Below are 15,834 nucleotides of genomic sequence, written 5' to 3'. Positions count from 1 at the left end.
ATGCGTCGCGCGTCCGGGCCTTTTTCGTGTCGGCGATCAGTCGTCCGCGTCGCCGTGATTGCCGTAGCCGGCACCCGATTCGTCAGGGACGCTGGTATCGGGCACTCCGCCGTCAGGGCGTTCGGTGGGTTCGGGCGTGTCGGGATCGGTCATGCTGCGCTCCTGCCGGCCGCATCAGTGCGGGACGGGAGAACGCACGGATGCGCCGGACCTATCCGTCACGTGCGACAGATCGGCGCGGCGATAGATGGTGATGCCCAGCGCCCGCGCGACCGGGTAATAGTCCTTGACCAGCGTCGCGTGGATCATCGCATCGGGTCGACCGACGGCGATGGCAGGGGGTCTTGCGGCGAGGATCCGGGCCAGCTCGCGACGCGGATCGACGCCGATCGCGCCCGCTTCGCTTGGCTCGACCAAATGCGGCGGAAAGGCATAGCGGGTCGGCAGACAGGCGTGGGCCGCGGTGTAGAGCGCGGGCGGCGCATCGAACACGAAGGGGCACCCATGATCGCGATCCTGCCCGAAGGCGGTGGCGAGCGATGCGAGCTGGTGACGGATCGTCGCGGTCTCGCCCCCATGCGGATAACCGCTCAGATACAACATCACCGCACCGGCCAGCGCGGCCAGCCAGCGCAGCGCGGGGCGATCGAGCGCGATGCCGGCCGCGACCGCGAGGGGGACCAGCAGCGGCAGCGCATAATGGTTGAAATAGGGTGGGACGAGCAGCCAGCCGATGGTGGCGCTCGCCAGCCAGCCGGCGAGGAACCAGCGGCGCTGCCCATGGTGCATTGTGAGACCGCGCACCGCCAGGCCGAACGGCACTAGCAGCACGACGACGGCGCCGATCAGCCGCGCCGCGATCGGATCGCCGGGCGTCAGGCGCCGTAGGAAGATCGACTGGACGTTGGCGAACCACCAGGCGTCACCCTGCCCCATGGCGGCATAGGCACCCGCCGCTATCAGGGTCGGGAGCAAGGCGGCGAATGCGTAGACCGCGGCGTCCCGAGCGACGCGTGCGTGACTGCGGTGGTGGCGCCATGACGCCACCAGCAGCGTCACACCGAAGAACCCGCCTTCGAACACCACGGTCGGCTTGATCTGGAGCGCAACGCCGACCAGCAGCATCGCCGCGACTCCGCCGCGGCGCTGGCCCGCCAGCATCTGCCAGGTCAGCCACGCGGCCAGCACCATCGGCAAGTCGTAGAACACCGGCGATTGCCCGCCGCGCCCGCCGATCAGCGACAGCCAAACGAGGTACAGGATGCCGCCAGCGAGCGCGGCTTTCGGTCCGGCAAAGGTGCGCACCAGCATCGCGATGCATCCCGCCGTCGCCACCGCCGCGGCCAGCGCGACGAGATGATAGGCGACGATCGCGTCGATCGGCAGCGCGGCACTGGCGGCGTAGATCAGGAACAGACCGATCGGCTTGCGATCCCAGATGTCGACATAGGGAATCGCGCCGTCCCACATCCGCTGGCCGACGAGCAGGTACATCTGTTCGTCGAGATCGACGAGCGGGTTGCCGATATCGGGCAGCCGCAGCGCCAGCGCGACGAGCACGAGGATCAGCCAGATGCGGCGCGAGGTCATGGTCTTCCCGATGCGCCTGTTATGGTTAGCGGGTGCCTAACGGAGTCGGGAGCGATGGCGTTGCGTCGGCAGGACTTTGCCTGTTGTCCCGGCGTAGGGCGGACGCACGCTTCGTTGTTTACCGCGGTCGGGGTAAAAGCGGGACCCCGGATCAAGTCCGGGGTGACGAGGAGGGCTCTTATGAGGATAACGGGCGTGTCACGATGTCTCCGCGACGCTACGGGCAGCCCCCCCCAAAACGCCCCGTCATCCGGCCTTGAGCCGGGATCCCGCTTCTTTCTCAACGCGCCCGGAGCAATAGCGGGACCCCGGATCAGGTCCGGGGTGACGAGGATTGCTTGGCACTGCCCCCCGTCAGAACAGCTCGCCCTGCGGACCGGCCGGCGGGCGGAACAGGTCGGTGCGGAGCGTCACGCCGCGATTGGCGAGGCCGTGCTTGCGGCAGGCGATGGCGAAACGGGTGCGCATCAGCTCGGCCCATGGCCCTGCCCCCTGCATACGCGTGAAGAAACCGGGATCGTTGTCGCGGCCGCCGCGCAGGCTCTGGATCGTCGCCATCACCTTGCCCGCCCGATCGGGGAAGTGGGTGTCGAGCCAGGCACGAAACAGCGGCGCGACCTCGTGCGGCAAGCGGACGGGGATGAAGAAGCACGCGCGGGCGCCCGCCCCTGCCGCACGTTCGACCAGATGCTCGATCTCATGATCGGTGATGGCGGGGATCACGGGCGCGATCGAGACATAGACCGGTACGCCCGCATCGGCGAGCGCGCGCACCGCCTTCAGCCGCCGTTCGGGATGCGGCGCGCGCGGTTCGATCGTCATGGCGACACGCGGATCGAGCGAGGTGATCGACACTGCAACCGCCGCCAGCCCCTCGGCAGCCATCGGGGCCAGCAGGTCGATATCGCGGACCACACGGTCTGATTTCGTCGTGATCGTCAGCGGATGCCGCGTCTCGCGCAGCACCTCCAGCACGGCGCGGGTGATCCGCCAATCGCTCTCGATCGGCTGATAGGGGTCGGTGTTGGTGCCGAGCGCGATCGGCGCGACGGCATAGCCGGGCTTGCCCAGTTCGGCGCGGAGCAGCTCCGCCGCCTGTGGCTTGGCGAACAGCCGGCTTTCGAAATCGAGACCGGGCGATAGATCGTGAAAGGCATGCGTCGGCCGTGCGAAGCAATAGATGCAACCGTGCTCGCAGCCACGATACGGGTTGATCGAGCGATCGAAGCCGACGTCGGGCGAGGCGTTTCGGCTGATGATCGTGCGGGGCTGTTCGATCGTCACGCTGGTGCGCAGCGGTGGCGCTTCGCCGTCGATCTCCTCGCGCGCGTCCAGCCAGTCGCCGTCCGCCTCCACCTGCGGCAGGTTGAAGCGGCGGCTTTCGCTGTTGAGCGTCGCGCCGCGGACGGCGCGTCGGGACTTGGGACCGGCCATTGCCTAAGGCTAGGCGCACGTGTAGAACGTATCAAGAACGAAATGGGAGGATTCGATGGCGCGTCTGAACTATCTCGAGCTACCGGTGGGTGATTGCGCGCGGGCCAAGGCGTTCTACGCCGAGGCCTTAGGCTGGACCTTCACCGATTACGGGCCGGACTATGCCGCGACGACCAGCGGCGATACCGATGTAGGGCTGGATGCGGCACCGGATCGCGTCGTGGCGCCGCTGCCGGTGATCGAGGTGGACGATCTGGAGGCGGCCCTCGCTGCGGTCGAGGCGGCGGGCGGGCGCGTAACCGTGCCGATCTTCGCCTTTCCGGGCGGCCGGCGCTTTCACCTCGCCGACCCGGACGGACATGTGCTGGCGGTGATGCAGCCGGCGTGACCGTCGCGCCGGCCGGCTTCGGTCAGCGGCGTGCCTTCGCCAGCTTCTTGAGCACCATGTCGCGCTTCAGGCGGCTGATATGGTCGATGAATAGCACCCCGTTCAGATGGTCGATCTCGTGCTGCATGCAGGTGGCGAGCAGGCCGGTCAGCTCTTCCTCATGGGCGCCGCCGGTCTCATCCTGCCAGCGGACGCGGCACGATGCGGGGCGCTGGACGTCGGCGTACTGTTCGGGGATCGACAGGCAGCCTTCGTTATAGGTGCTCGTCTCGTCGCTGACCGACAGGACTTCGGGGTTGATATAGGCCTTGGGCGCCTTGATCGGCTTGTCGTCCTCGTCCTTTTCCTCCTGCAGGTCGATGACGAGAATGCGCTGGTCGACGCCGACCTGGATCGCGGCGAGGCCAATGCCATGCGCATCGTACATCGTGTCGATCATGTCCTGCACGAAGGCGCGCGTTTCATCGGTGATCGATTCGACGGGCTTGGAGATCAGGCGCAGACGCGGATCGGGAATTTCGACGATGGGAAGAACTGCCATCGCGCGGAGCTAGGTCCCGGGGCGTTTGCCGTCAAGATTGGGGTGACCTCGCAATCAGGCGACCGGCCGTCTTGCGCGCAGCGCCTGCGCCAGTGTGCCCTCGTCGAGATAGTCGAGTTCGCCGCCGACCGGCAGGCCGTGCGCGAGTTGGGTGACGCGGACGGGAAAGCGCTCGATCCGGTCGGCGAGATAATGGGCCGTCGTCTGCCCCTCCAGCGTGGCGTTCATCGCGAGAACGACCTCGTCAATGCCGCCCGCCTCGATCCGGGCGACGAGCGCGTCGATGGCGAGGTCTTCGGGGCGGACGCCCTCGAGCGCCGACAGGCGGCCGCCCAGCACATGAAAGCGGCCCGGAAACAGGCGCGAGCGTTCGAGCGCCCAGAGGTCGGCCACCTCTTCCACCACGCACAATGACCGTTGATCGCGGCGCGGATCCGCGCAGATCGCGCAGGGGTTGGCCGTATCTACGTTGCCGCAGATGCCGCACGTTTCAAGCCGCTCGTCCACCGCCTCCAGCGCGGCGCGCAACGGGCCCAGCGCGGCCTCGCGCTTCTTCAGCAGGTGCAGCACCGCGCGACGGGCGGATCGGGGGCCGAGGCCGGGAAGGCGCGCGAGCGCCTGGGTCAGCGCCTCGATTTCGGGGGATGCCATGGGGAACAGATAGGGGGTTGCGCCCTGCCCCGCCAGCGCGTTGAAGGCCCCCATGCGGATCATCTTCATGGGAACCCCGGCCTTCGCGCGCGACGTGCTGGATGCGGTGCTGGCGGCGCCGGGGCATCAGGTCGTCGCGGTCTATACGCAGCCGGCACGGCCGGGCGGTCGGCGCGGGCGCGAACTGGTCAAGTCGCCGGTCCAACTGCGCGCCGAAGAGGCAGGCATACCGGTGCACGACCCGGTCAGCCTGAAGGGCGCCGAGGCGCAGGCGGCGTTCGCGGCGCTGGACGCCGACGTGGCGGTGGTGGCGGCTTACGGACTGTTGTTACCGCAGGCGATCCTCGATGCCCCAAAGCATGGCTGCCTCAACGTCCACGGCTCGCTGTTGCCGCGCTGGCGCGGGGCGGCGCCCGTGCAGCGCGCGATTCTGGCCGGCGATGCCGAGACGGGGGTCGGGATCATGCAGATGGAGGCAGGACTCGATACCGGCCCCGTGCGGCTGGAGGGGCGGGTCGCGATCGAGCGGCAGACCACGGGCGAGCTCACCGATGCGCTGGCGGCGCTGGGCGGGCGGCTGATGGTGGACGTGCTTGACGATCTGGAGGGCCATCCGCCGGTGCCGCAGCCCGAGGACGGCGTCACCTATGCCCGCAAGATCGACAAGGCCGAGGCACGGATCGATTTCACCAGGAGCGCGGTCGAGGTCGAGCGGCTGATCCGCGCGATGAACCCGGCGCCGGGGGCGTGGGTGGAGATCGCGGGCGAGCGGGTGAAGCTGCTCGCTGCCGAGGTGCTGCCCTTCTCCTTCCCCGGCGGCGAGGGGACAACGGTGGACGCGGCGCTGACGATCGCATGCGGCGACGGTGCGATCCGCCCGACGCTGGTGCAGCGCGCCGGGCGCGGCGTGACGAGCGCGGAGGAGATGCTGCGTGGCTTCCCGGTACGATCGGGGACGCAGCTTTGACGCGGTTCGCGCTGACGATCGAATATGACGGCCGGCCGTTCATGGGCTGGCAGCGGCAGAAGCACGGGCCGAGTGTGCAGCAGACGCTGGAAGAGGCGGTGTTCGCTGTCACCGGCGAGACGGCGGCGGTGCATGCCGCGGGGCGGACCGATGCCGGCGTGCATGGGCTCGGCATGCGCGCGCATGTCGACATCGCCAAGACGATCGCACCGTTCCGGTTGATGGAGGCGCTCAACGCGCGGGTGCGGCCGGCACCGGTCGCGGTGCTCGACTGCGTGGAGGTGGCGGACGATTGGCATGCGCGCTTTTCGTGCGTCGGGCGCAGTTACGAATATCGCATCGTCAACCGGCGCGCGCCGCTGACCTGGGAAGCGGGACTGGCGTGGCAGGTGCCGCAGCCGCTCGACGCGGACGCGATGGCGGCAGCGGCGGCGGTGCTGGTCGGGCGGCACGACTTTACCACCTTCCGCTCCGCGCATTGCCAGGCCGATAGTCCGGTGCGGACGCTAGATCTGCTGTCCGTCGAGCGGAATGGCGATCGCATCGCGGTGCGGGCGGCGGCTCGGTCGTTCCTGCACCATCAGGTGCGATCGATGGTCGGGTGCCTGGCGCTGGTCGGGCGGGGGCAGTGGTCGGTCGCCGACGTCGCCGATGCGCTCGCGGCGCGGGATCGCGCGCGGCTGGGGCTCAATGCGCCGCCCGATGGGTTGTTCTTCATGACGGCGGTGTATTGACTCACCCGCAGCCGCGACGGGGGACGCGGACAGGGCGGAGGCCGTCCTGCCGATCGCCGACAGTGGCGTCTGCCCAATCGCGGCATCCCGGCATGACCTCTTCGCCTCTTCGCGGCGTCGCGCGAACCCTTTAGCGAACGAATCTTGCGGCCAGTTCGACGTGGGTGGACCAGCGGAACTGGCCGACCGGCTGGATCCAGTCGATCTGCCAGCCACCCTCCACCATCATCTTCGCATCACGCGCGAAGCTGCTGGGATTGCACGAAACATAGCCGATGACCTTGGTCTGGGACCCGGCGAGCGCCTCTGCCTGATCGCGCGCGCCCGCGCGCGGCGGATCGATGACGATCGCGTCGAAGCGGTCGAGCTCCGCCACGGTGAGCGGACGGCGAAACAGGTCGCGATGTTCGGTGAAGATCGGGCGCCCACCGTGCGCTGCGCCGGCCTTTAATGCCATGATCGCATCCCGCGCGCCCTCGGCGGCGTACACCCGTGCCGGCAGAGCAAGCGCGAAGGTGCCGAGGCCCGCGAACAGATCGGCGATCGTGCCCGCACCCGCGGTCGCTTCGCGCATGGCGGCGACCAGCGCGTCCTCGCCTTCCTGTGTTGCCTGCAGGAACGAGGCGGGCGGCAGCGGCACGGGATGGCCGCCGAGCGTGATGGTCACCGGCTGCGGCTCCCAGCGCGTTTCGAACCCGTCGCCGCTGTCGAGCGTGAAGCGCGCGATGCCGTATCGCTCGCAGAAGGCGGTGATCGTCTCCGCGGCGGCAAGGCCGTCTGCGGACAGATTGGTCACGAGGATGTCGGGGCCCTGATCGGACAGGGTCAGGTGAACGTCGCCGCGGCGCTTGAACCCCAGCTTTTGCAGCAAGGCGCGCAGCGGCGCGACCACCGCGAACAGTTCTGGCGCGAGAATGTGGCATTCGCGCACATCGACGATGGCGTGGCTCTTCTCGGCGGAGAAGCCCAGCAGGATACGGCCCCCCTTGCTCTCGACATGCAGCGTCGCGCGGCGGCGGGTTTGCGGCGGCGAGACGAGCGGCGTGCGCAACGGCGCGGTCAGCCCCTGCGCCTCCAGCGCGCTGGCAACGCGATCGGTGATGAAGGCGGCGTAGGATTCGTCGTCGAGATGCTGGAGCTGGCAGCCGCCGCATTCGGAGAAATGGTGGCACGGCGGCGTCTGGTGATGCGGGCCGTGGGTCAACGTGCCTTCGGGGCCGAGCAGATCGCCGGGCGCCGCGAAGGCGGCATGGCGACCGTTGGCAGTGACGCCATCGCCACGGGCGGCAACGCGGACAATCGTATCGGGGGGCAGAATCGTATCGGAATCGGTCATGCGCCCGCCCTGACGGGCGTCAGCGCATTTGCCAAGTCGTCGGCGATGAAGCTGGCGCCGAGCCGGCGTGCCGCCTGGGCGTGGAGCCAGACGCCCGCACTCGCTGCCGCGAGCGGATCCGTGCCGGCATGGGCGAGTTGCGCCGCGATCGCGCCGGCGAGCACGTCGCCGGTGCCGGCGGTTGACAGCCAGGAATTGCCGCGCGGATGCACGATGGTGCGAATGGGCGCGGCGACGATGGTCGTCGGGCCCTTCAGGACGACGACGGCGCCGGTGCGCTTCGCCGCCGCGCGCGCGCGATCGAGCAGCGAGCCGGCGCCTTGGCCGAACAGCGCTTTGAATTCGCCGGCGTGCGGCGTCAGGATAACGGGGTTGCGCCGCTGGGCAAGCGTGTCCGGATCGAGCAGATGTAGCGCATCCCCATCGATGACCAACGCGTGATCGTCGGCGGCGATTAGCGCCTTCAAACGCTGCCGTGCGTGGTCGTCGCGTCCCAGCCCCGGACCGATCAGGATAGCGCCGATCCGAAGATCGGCCAGCGCGTCGGCATCATAGGGGCGGTGAACGAGCGCGTCGGGACCGCCACGGCCGCCGTCGCCATATAGCGCGACATAGCCCGCCCCGCTGCGCAGGGCGGCGATGCCGGAGAGCCGCGCGGCGCCTTCCATCGCCCCAACGACCACGGCGACCATGCCGCGTGTATATTTGTGCGATTCGGGTCCGGGCTGCGGCAGATACGGCGCTGTTGCGACGACACAGTCGGCGGGTTGCTCGCTGAGGCCCAGGTGGATCAGGCGGACGGTGCCGCAGGCGCTGGCCGCGGGTTCGAGGACGTGCGCCGGCTTGAGGGCGCCGAGTGCGAGGGTCAGCGTCGCGGGATGCGCCGCGACCCAATCGGGCACAGCGCCCGTGTCGGCATCGACGCCGCTGGGCAGATCGGCGGCGATCAACACCTGCGCTGCACGGGCAAGGCGGGCGAGCGCTGCGTCGGTAGCGGCGGGCAGCGGTCGCGACAGCCCCGTGCCGAACATACAGTCGATCAGGACCGGCGCGGGCCGTGCCGTGTTCAGCGGCTCGACGTCGCCCTGCCAGCCCCGGCGTGCGGCGGAGGCGGCGGGTGTGCGAGGGGCCTCATCCGCCGCGACTCGTACGCTCAGGCCGAGACGTTGCAGAACCGATGCGGCGACAAAGCCGCCGCCGCCGTTGTTGCCGGGTCCGCAGAGGACGAGCATGTCGGCGCCTGCGGTGAGACGGCGCACGGCAGCGGCAATGCCTTCGCCTGCGCGTTGCATCAACGTCTCGACGGAAATGCCCGACGCGACGGCGGCCTCTTCCGCAGCGCGCATCTGTGCTGCGGTCAGGATCGGCTGGCCTTCGGGCGGGATCATCGTGTCGACGCGATCGTCGCGGGCAGGCGGTAGCGATCGCTGCCGATCGCCACCTCGATCGACTTCGGATCAATGATCGAGACGCGCGCCGCCTCTGCGCCGTCGGCCGCAATGACGCCGCGGCCATCCTGCGTGACGCGCAAGCGGTGAAAACCGCCGTCGTCGTGGCGGACGGTGAGGACCAATCCGCGATCCTCCCGCGTCCGTTCCACCGTGCAGGTTCGACGCAACGCGTCGCTGCCGTGCGCGCAGAGGATCAGATCCACGTCGTCGGCGGCGCGGCGCTGATCGCTTTCCGCGTTGGTCAGCGGCCGATTATTCGCCGTGCCGGCACTACGATCGCCGCAGGCGGCGAGCAGAAGCAGTGCCGTTCCCGCCACCACCCTACCCGCCGCCAGCGGACAATCAGATATCCGCATAGACGTGGCGTTCGGCCTTTGCGCCGGGGTGGGTGACAGCGCCCTGGAAGGCGGGACCGACGTTCTGGGCATAGCGCCACAATGCGCCCGCGCCGTAATCGTTCACGCGCGGCGTCCAGGCGGCGCGGCGCGCGTCGAGCGTGGCGTCGTCGACCAGCAGATCGATCGTGCCCGTTTCGGCGTCGATGCGGATCGTGTCGCCGTCCTCGACCAAGGCGATCGGGCCGCCCTCGGCCGCCTCAGGCCCGACATGGCCGATGCAGAAGCCGCGCGTGCCACCCGAAAAGCGGCCATCGGTGATCAGTGCGACCTTTTCGCCCATGCCGAGGCCGTAGAGCGCGGCGGTGGTCGACAGCATTTCGCGCATGCCCGGGCCGCCCTTCGGTCCTTCGTAGCGGATAACGATCACCTCGCCCTCGTTGATCGCGCGCGCTTCGACGGCGGCGAAGGCGTCTTCCTCGCAATCGAAGCACCGCGCCGGGCCTTCGAACTGCAGGCGGTGCATGCCCGCGACCTTCACGATCGCGCCATTGGGGGCGAGGCTGCCACGCAGGCCCACGACACCGCCGGTCGGGGTGATCGGCGTGGCGATATCGTAGATGACCTTCTGGTCGGGGTTCCACGTCACCTGATCGATATTCTCGCCAAGCGTTTTGCCGGTGACCGTCATGCAATTGCCGTCGAGGAAGCCGCCGGCGAGCATCGTCTTCATCAGCATGTAGACGCCGCCGGCCTCATGCATGTCCTTGGCAACATACTGACCACCGGGCTTGAGGTCCGCGATGTAAGGTGTTGTTTTAAAGGCCTCCGCGACGTCGAACAGATCGAAATCGATACCGGCTTCGTTCGCCATCGCCGGCAGGTGCAGCGCGGCATTGGTCGAGCCGCCGGTCGCGGCCACGACGCGCGCGGCGTTGATGAAGGCTTCACGCGTGCAGATGTCGCGCGGGCGTAGGTTGCGCGCCACCAACTCCATTACCTGCGCGCCCGCAGCCACGGCGATCTGCTCACGCGTGGTGTAAGGAGCGGGCACCATGTTGCTGTTTGGGAGCGATAAACCGATTGCCTCGCCAACACAGGCCATGGTGTTGGCGGTGAACTGACCACCGCATGCGCCGTGACCGGGGCAGGCGACCTTTTCCAGCTCATGCACCTCGGACAAAGGACACGCACCGGCGGCATATTTGCCGACGACTTCGAACACGTCGACGACAGTGACGTCGCGGTCGTGGAAGCGGCCCGGCAGGATCGATCCGCCATAGACGAAGATCGACGGGATATTGAGGCGCAACATCGCCATCATCATGCCGGGCAACGACTTGTCGCAGCCAGCAAAGCCGACGAGCGCGTCATAGCAATGGCCGCGGACCGACACCTCGACCGAATCGGCGATCACTTCACGGCTGACGAGGCTGGCCTTCATGCCCTGGTGGCCCATGGCGATGCCGTCGGTGACGGTGATCGTGTTGAACCGACGCGGCATGCCGCCGCCCTGGATCACACCGGCCTGCGCGGCATCGGCCTGGGCGTTGAGTGTCGTGTTGCAGGGCGCCGAATTGTTACCGGCGCTCGCCAACGCGACGAAGGGCTTGGCGATATCCTCTTCGCTGAGGCCCATCGCATAATAATAGCTGCGATGCGGCGCGCGTTCGGGGCCCACGGAGACGTGACGGCTGGGCAGGCGGGTTTTGTCGAACTGGGTCATGGCGACGCCCTATGTCGCGAAAACCCCCATCTGCGCAAGCTTGTTACGCGTAATATCGTACGCGCGCCCGACGGAGAATGCGGTCCTCGATCGAGAAATACAGCGATATCATGTCGTTCTCGACAATTGTTGACGCGGCGAAGGCGATATCGGTCTTGGTGCGATCTTCCGGCGGTGGCGGCAGGATCAGCGGTTCGATCCCACGGCCGGTGACGGCCGAGAAATCCGGCGAGAAGCTGATCCAGCCGATCCGCCAGCGCGCATCCAGCGTCGCGCCATTGTAGAACATCACCGGATCGGCACCGGGCAGCTGGCAGATCGGGCCGGTGGACAGATGCCAATTGTCCCAGGATTTTGGCCGGATCGGAAACGGATCGTCGAGCGATGTCCAGGGATCGCCGAGCTGGTCCGCGCGGGCGATGCCGACGCGCGACGCGCCGACGCCCTTTTCCTCCGCCGCGGCATATTCGTAGAACAGCCGCCAGCCGTCATGCGGTGTCGGGGCGAAGGTCGCCTCCTTGATATTGCCCTCGCCTTCGGGCGCGGCGAGGACGACGCGGCGCTTGGTCAGCCGGTCGAGCGACGGGCCAGTCGCGGCGATCATCACGCCCTGGCTGCGCTTGGCGTCCACGCCGGTGTAATAGACGACGTAGGTGCCATCGTCGGTCCTGAGCACGGTCGGGTCTTCGCAGCCCCCCGCGTCCGGGTCCGTCGGATCGCTGCCCGGAGCCATGGCGATATGATCGTCGAGCGTGAAGGTCAGGCCGTCATCGCTCCAGCCGCTGGCGATGAGGCCGGTCGGATCGTCCGGTCCGAGCGGGTCGGGGACGCCGCGCACCAACATGCGATAACGCCCGTCCTCGCGCCAGACGAAGGGGCTCATCAGGTCCATGCCATCGAGCGGCGAATTGGGCGCGATCGTGACGTCGTCGAGCGCTTCGACGGCATAGGTCGGCATCGGTCAGGCCCCCTGCGCGATCACCAGGCTCAGCGCGCCGTCGATCGTGACGGTCGTCCCGGTGATGTAATCAGCAGCGGGCGAGAGTAGGAAGGCGACGAGCGTCGCGACCTCCTCGGGCTTGCCCGCACGCCCCCAGGGGATATTGGCCTCAAGCGATTGGCGATAGGAGGCATCCTCCATCGCATGTTCGTTCATCGGCGTCAGGATCATGCCGGGCGCGACGCCATTGACCGCGATCTTCGCGGGCGCCAGTTCGAGCGCGAGCGTCGCCGTAAGCTGGGCCAAGCCGCCCTTCGCTGCGTCATAGTCCACGCCGCCCGGTCTCGGCGCGCGTTCGTGGATCGACGATATGTTGACGATCCGCCCGCCCTGCCCCGCCTTTTCGGCGGCGCGCACGAAGCGACGGCAGGTCAGGAAGGGGCCGTATAGGTCGGAGCGGATGACGCGGTCGAAATGGTCGAGCGGCATGTCGACCAGCTTAGTGCCGCTCATATTGAGGCCCGCGGAATTGACCAGCCACGTGGCAGTACCGAAGCGGCGTTCGGTGTCGGCAAACAGCGCCTCGACCGCGTCTTCACTGGACACGTCGCACTGGATCGCGTGGACTCGATCGGCGCCCGCCGCCTCGGTGACCTTGGCCGCGGCATCCGCATCGCGGAAATAGGTGAAGACGACGCGCGCGCCCGCCTTCGCCAGGGCGGCGACGCACGCCGCCCCGATACCGGATTCGCCGCCGGTCACCACCGCGATCGGATTATCTGCCATGCACCTTGCCCCATCGTTGCGTCCGGAATCGACGCTACCAATGCGATGGGCCGGTCAATCGTTCCGGTGACAAATGCGTCATCCCAAACGAGGGGCGTTACAGCGCGGCGAGAGCCTTGGCGACGCCGTCCATCGTGAAGGGCTTTTGCAGCACCGGGCGATCGCGGAAGCGGCTGTCGACGCTGTCGTCGCTGCCGCCAGTCGCGAACACGAACGGAATGTCGCGTGCGGCGAGCGCTTCGGCGACGGGCGTGCTCTTCTCACCGCCGCGCAGGTTGACGTCGAGGATCGCAGCGTCGATGCCGCCGTCCTCCACCCGCGCCAAGGCGCCGGCCACCGTATCGACGGTGCCGACCGGCGTCTTGTCGAGCACCTCGAGGAAATCCTCGAGCATCATCGCGATGAGCGGTTCGTCCTCGACGATGAGGATCTGGGTGAGCGCAGACATGCCCCAGCCCTTACCCGTGATTGTTACACGCTGACAACCACTCGTTTGTAACGGTGTGCTACCGCGTCGTGAGAACGTCGCGCGCGGCTTCCGCCAATTGCTGCACGCTGAAGGGCTTGGGCAGGAAGGCGACGTTGTCGAGGTCGATCGACTTGCGCAATTGCTCCTCGGCATAGCCCGACATGAAGATGATCGGCAGGTCGGGATAGCGGTCGCGCGCGTGACGGACCATCGTCGGGCCATCCATCGTCGGCATCACCACGTCGCTGATGAGCAGGTCTGGCCGGCCGTTTCGATCGAGCAGTTCCAGTGCCGCCTCGCCATTCTCCGCGGTCATCACCGTATAGCCCTGCCGCGTCAGCGCACGTTCGGCGACGGCGCGGACCATATCCTCGTCCTCGACGAGCAGGATGGTGCCGGTGCCCCAGACCTCGACCGGCTTGGCGGGCGCCCGCGGCGCAGGCGCACGGGTCGCGGTGCCCGCCGCGTGGACAGGCAGGTAGATGCTGAAGGTCGCCCCCTGCCCCGGCTTCGTATCGGCGAAAATCCAGCCGCCCGACTGTTTGACGATGCCGTAGACGGTCGACAGGCCAAGCCCAGTGCCCTTTCCCACTTCCTTGGTGGTGAAGAAGGGTTCGAAGATCTTCGGCAGCACGTCGGGCGGGATACCGCCGCCGGTGTCGCTGACGATCAGCGCGGTGTAATCGGCGACCGGCAGGATGTCGGTGCCCATCGCCCGCACGTCGGCCGCGGTGACGCTGCGTGTCTGGATGGTCAGCGTGCCGCCCCCGCGCGGATTGTGCGCCAGCATCGCGTCGCGCGCATTGACCGCGAGATTGACGACGACCTGTTCGAGCTGACCCGGATCGGCACGCACGGCGCCGAGGTTGCGCCCATGGCTGACGTCGAGGCGGATCTGTTCGCCCATCAGCCGCTTCAGAAGGTTGGACACCTCCGCCACCACGTCGGGCAGTTGCAGGGTCTGCGGGCGGAGCGTCTGCTGACGGCTGAACGCGAGCAGCTGGCGCGTCAGGCTGGCGGCGCGGTTCGAATTGGTGCGGATCTGCTGGATGTCGTCGTAATCGCTGTCGCCCGGCGAATGGCGCATCATCATCAGGTCGCAATGGCCGATGATCGCAGTAAGGATGTTGTTGAAATCGTGCGCGACGCCGCCGGCGAGCTGACCGACCGCCTGCATCTTGGTCGCCTGTGCCACCTCGCGCTTCAGGCGGCTTTCCTCGCTATTGTCCTTGAGGCTGAGCAGCACCGCCGCATCGCCCAGGCCGCGGGCACCGGCGATGGTGAGCGCGACGGGTTCGTCGGGATGATCCTTCAGCCGCACCGCCATGTCCGACGAATGCGTCGCGCCGCTGGCGAAGCGCCGGATCGCGTCGGCGACCGCCGCCTTGTCCTCGCGCACCACCAGATCGCCCGGATAGAGCGGCGCCGCGGCAGGATCGACGCCGGCCGCGCGAACGAAGGCGTCGTTCATCTGGAGGAAGCGGCCCTCGCGATCGACCAGCGCCATGCCGAACGGCATCAGGCTGACGAGGCTGCGCACATGTTCGGAGGCGCTGGCACCGATCGCCGGGGCGGTGTCCACGTCATCGAGCAACGCAATCAGCGTGGGCGCTTCGGGAATATCGGTAAAGGGGATCTCCACCACGCGCAACGGCGCGCCGTCCAGCCCCTCGCGCTCGAAACGGACGAGGCCGCGGCTGTCGGTGATGAGCAGTCGGGCGAAGTCGCGCCCCTCCAGTCCCGTGTCGGCAGCGATCGCGCGTCGTGCGAGCAGGCGGTTGGCAGCACGGACGCGGCCGTCGCTCCCCAGCAGCGCCGCCATGACGCCGGACGTGCCGAGCCGTTCGCCCATCGCCCCGGAGACCAGCGCTTCGGTGGAGGCGGCGGCATCGTGCTGCCGGACGATGGCGAAGCGCCAGACGAGCATGTCTCCCTCATCGCCCGCCCGTGCGATCTCTGCCGTCAGCCGGTGTGGCCCGGCGCGTAGGCCCCGCACCTCGCCGTGCCCGTCCCGCCAGGCGATCCGGCCGGCGTTGCCGAGTTCGGCGACGCCCTCCCCCGCCAGCGGCAGGCCGGGCGGGGTCGGAAAGCCTTCGAACAGCGCCTCATAGGCGTCGTTGGCGCAGACGAGGCGGCCGGCGCGATCGGTGATCGCCACGGCGTCGGTGCTCGCCTGCGCGACCGCGCGGGTGAAAGCCCAATCGATCGTCGGCGTCGCCGCGACCCTGGCCGGCGCCAGCATCCGCCACGCGATCACCGCGCCTGCGGCCACGATCCCCGTGGCGACGAATCCCGCCGCGGCGACGATGCTGCCGACCAGCCACAGCACGAGCGCCGCAGCCACCACCGTCGCAGCGCCGGCGACGAGCGCAGCGGCGCGGGCGGGGTTCAGATGTGTCGAAAGGGGGAGCGAGGCCATGCCCGCCCGTCATCGCGGGATCAGGCGGGGCGCGTCAAGCGATTGGTGTAGTGGGGTTGCTTCCGGG

At 68.4% G+C, this 15,834-nt stretch carries 15 protein-coding genes; 3 read left to right on the top strand and 12 right to left on the bottom strand.

Features of this window, described 5'->3' with window-relative positions; all coding sequences use genetic code 11:
• Positions 1 to 174: 174 nt before the first annotated feature.
• Together GGR47_RS11200 and GGR47_RS11195 are read right to left on the bottom strand one after the other, a co-directional pair.
• Positions 175 to 1,590, bottom strand: coding sequence for a hypothetical protein (locus GGR47_RS11200; RefSeq protein WP_147034689.1), 1,416 nt, complete (start codon positions 1,588 to 1,590; stop codon positions 175 to 177).
• Positions 1,591 to 1,944: 354 nt separating this feature from the next.
• Positions 1,945 to 3,024, bottom strand: a complete 1,080-nt coding sequence (locus tag GGR47_RS11195; RefSeq protein ID WP_147034688.1) for a PA0069 family radical SAM protein — start codon at positions 3,022 to 3,024, stop codon at positions 1,945 to 1,947.
• A gap of 55 nt (positions 3,025 to 3,079) precedes the next feature.
• Between GGR47_RS11195 and GGR47_RS11190 the strand changes: the two genes are divergently transcribed.
• Positions 3,080 to 3,412 (top strand): VOC family protein, encoded by a 333-nt coding sequence (locus tag GGR47_RS11190; RefSeq protein ID WP_147034687.1) that lies wholly within the window; start codon positions 3,080 to 3,082, stop codon positions 3,410 to 3,412.
• Positions 3,413 to 3,434: 22 nt separating this feature from the next.
• On the opposite strand, the gene def is transcribed toward GGR47_RS11190, so the two are convergent.
• Together def and recR are read right to left on the bottom strand one after the other, a co-directional pair.
• Positions 3,435 to 3,953, bottom strand: coding sequence for a peptide deformylase (gene def, locus GGR47_RS11185; RefSeq protein WP_147034686.1), 519 nt, complete (start codon positions 3,951 to 3,953; stop codon positions 3,435 to 3,437).
• A gap of 54 nt (positions 3,954 to 4,007) precedes the next feature.
• Entirely contained in the window at positions 4,008 to 4,604 is a 597-nt protein-coding gene (gene recR, locus GGR47_RS11180; RefSeq protein WP_024310551.1) for a recombination mediator RecR, read from the bottom strand.
• A gap of 52 nt (positions 4,605 to 4,656) precedes the next feature.
• Here recR and fmt point away from each other — a divergent pair, with 52 nt between their 5' ends.
• Both fmt and truA read left to right on the top strand, forming a co-directional pair.
• Positions 4,657 to 5,571 (top strand): methionyl-tRNA formyltransferase, encoded by a 915-nt coding sequence (gene fmt / locus GGR47_RS11175; RefSeq protein ID WP_147034685.1) that lies wholly within the window; start codon positions 4,657 to 4,659, stop codon positions 5,569 to 5,571.
• Entirely contained in the window at positions 5,568 to 6,305 is a 738-nt protein-coding gene (truA, locus tag GGR47_RS11170) for a tRNA pseudouridine(38-40) synthase TruA (RefSeq protein ID WP_147034684.1), read from the top strand. The genes fmt and truA overlap by 4 nt, the downstream gene beginning before the upstream one ends.
• Positions 6,306 to 6,435: 130 nt before the next feature.
• Here the strand turns inward: truA and GGR47_RS11165 are convergent, their stop codons facing one another.
• From GGR47_RS11165 to GGR47_RS11130, 8 genes are all read right to left on the bottom strand, one after another.
• Positions 6,436 to 7,641 carry a class I SAM-dependent RNA methyltransferase gene (locus tag GGR47_RS11165; protein WP_147034683.1) on the bottom strand — a complete coding sequence of 402 codons (1,206 nt, stop codon included), beginning with the start codon at positions 7,639 to 7,641 and terminating at the stop codon, positions 6,436 to 6,438.
• Positions 7,638 to 9,029, bottom strand: a complete 1,392-nt coding sequence (locus GGR47_RS11160; protein WP_147034682.1) for an NAD(P)H-hydrate dehydratase — start codon at positions 9,027 to 9,029, stop codon at positions 7,638 to 7,640. Before GGR47_RS11160 ends, GGR47_RS11165 begins: the two co-directional genes overlap by 4 nt.
• Positions 9,026 to 9,448 (bottom strand): hypothetical protein, encoded by a 423-nt coding sequence (locus tag GGR47_RS11155; RefSeq protein WP_221204750.1) that lies wholly within the window; start codon positions 9,446 to 9,448, stop codon positions 9,026 to 9,028. Before GGR47_RS11155 ends, GGR47_RS11160 begins: the two co-directional genes overlap by 4 nt.
• A complete protein-coding gene (ilvD, locus tag GGR47_RS11150) occupies positions 9,435 to 11,153 on the bottom strand; it encodes a dihydroxy-acid dehydratase (RefSeq protein WP_147034681.1) in 1,719 nt (572 codons plus the stop codon). The genes GGR47_RS11155 and ilvD overlap by 14 nt, the downstream gene beginning before the upstream one ends.
• A 43-nt stretch (positions 11,154 to 11,196) precedes the next feature.
• Positions 11,197 to 12,111 carry a glycoside hydrolase family protein gene (locus tag GGR47_RS11145; RefSeq protein ID WP_147034680.1) on the bottom strand — a complete coding sequence of 305 codons (915 nt, stop codon included), beginning with the start codon at positions 12,109 to 12,111 and terminating at the stop codon, positions 11,197 to 11,199.
• Positions 12,112 to 12,114: 3 nt separating this feature from the next.
• Complete coding sequence (locus tag GGR47_RS11140; protein WP_147034679.1) at positions 12,115 to 12,879, bottom strand: SDR family NAD(P)-dependent oxidoreductase; 765 nt, start codon at positions 12,877 to 12,879, stop codon at positions 12,115 to 12,117.
• A gap of 97 nt (positions 12,880 to 12,976) precedes the next feature.
• A complete protein-coding gene (locus tag GGR47_RS11135) occupies positions 12,977 to 13,327 on the bottom strand; it encodes a response regulator (RefSeq protein WP_017978983.1) in 351 nt (116 codons plus the stop codon).
• A 58-nt stretch (positions 13,328 to 13,385) separates the two neighbouring features.
• On the bottom strand, positions 13,386 to 15,767 hold the full coding sequence (locus GGR47_RS11130) for a hybrid sensor histidine kinase/response regulator (protein ID WP_147034678.1): 2,382 nt from the start codon (positions 15,765 to 15,767) through the stop codon (positions 13,386 to 13,388).
• Positions 15,768 to 15,834: the final 67 nt, after the last annotated feature.

This window comes from Sphingomonas aquatilis (genome assembly GCF_014196115.1).
Taxonomy (GTDB): domain Bacteria; phylum Pseudomonadota; class Alphaproteobacteria; order Sphingomonadales; family Sphingomonadaceae; genus Sphingomonas; species Sphingomonas aquatilis.
Note: the sequence above shows the minus strand (reverse complement) of the source record. Positions and strands in the feature narration are given on the sequence as shown.

Excerpts from the sequence above, each read along its gene's own strand:
- GGR47_RS11145 (WP_147034680.1), bottom strand. The coding sequence starts at position 12,111 with ATGCCGACCTATGCCGTCGAAGCGCTCGACGACGTCACGATCGCGCCC.
- fmt (WP_147034685.1), top strand. The coding sequence starts at position 4,657 with ATGCGGATCATCTTCATGGGAACCCCGGCCTTCGCGCGCGACGTGCTG.
- def (WP_147034686.1), bottom strand. The coding sequence starts at position 3,953 with ATGGCAGTTCTTCCCATCGTCGAAATTCCCGATCCGCGTCTGCGCCTG.
- GGR47_RS11190 (WP_147034687.1), top strand. The coding sequence starts at position 3,080 with ATGGCGCGTCTGAACTATCTCGAGCTACCGGTGGGTGATTGCGCGCGG.
- GGR47_RS11140 (WP_147034679.1), bottom strand. The coding sequence starts at position 12,879 with ATGGCAGATAATCCGATCGCGGTGGTGACCGGCGGCGAATCCGGTATC.
- GGR47_RS11195 (WP_147034688.1), bottom strand. The coding sequence starts at position 3,024 with ATGGCCGGTCCCAAGTCCCGACGCGCCGTCCGCGGCGCGACGCTCAAC.
- recR (WP_024310551.1), bottom strand. The coding sequence starts at position 4,604 with ATGGCATCCCCCGAAATCGAGGCGCTGACCCAGGCGCTCGCGCGCCTT.
- GGR47_RS11155 (WP_221204750.1), bottom strand. The coding sequence starts at position 9,448 with ATGCGGATATCTGATTGTCCGCTGGCGGCGGGTAGGGTGGTGGCGGGA.
- ilvD (WP_147034681.1), bottom strand. The coding sequence starts at position 11,153 with ATGACCCAGTTCGACAAAACCCGCCTGCCCAGCCGTCACGTCTCCGTG.
- GGR47_RS11160 (WP_147034682.1), bottom strand. The coding sequence starts at position 9,029 with ATGATCCCGCCCGAAGGCCAGCCGATCCTGACCGCAGCACAGATGCGC.
- GGR47_RS11200 (WP_147034689.1), bottom strand. The coding sequence starts at position 1,590 with ATGACCTCGCGCCGCATCTGGCTGATCCTCGTGCTCGTCGCGCTGGCG.
- GGR47_RS11165 (WP_147034683.1), bottom strand. The coding sequence starts at position 7,641 with ATGACCGATTCCGATACGATTCTGCCCCCCGATACGATTGTCCGCGTT.
- GGR47_RS11135 (WP_017978983.1), bottom strand. The coding sequence starts at position 13,327 with ATGTCTGCGCTCACCCAGATCCTCATCGTCGAGGACGAACCGCTCATC.
- GGR47_RS11130 (WP_147034678.1), bottom strand. The coding sequence starts at position 15,767 with ATGGCCTCGCTCCCCCTTTCGACACATCTGAACCCCGCCCGCGCCGCT.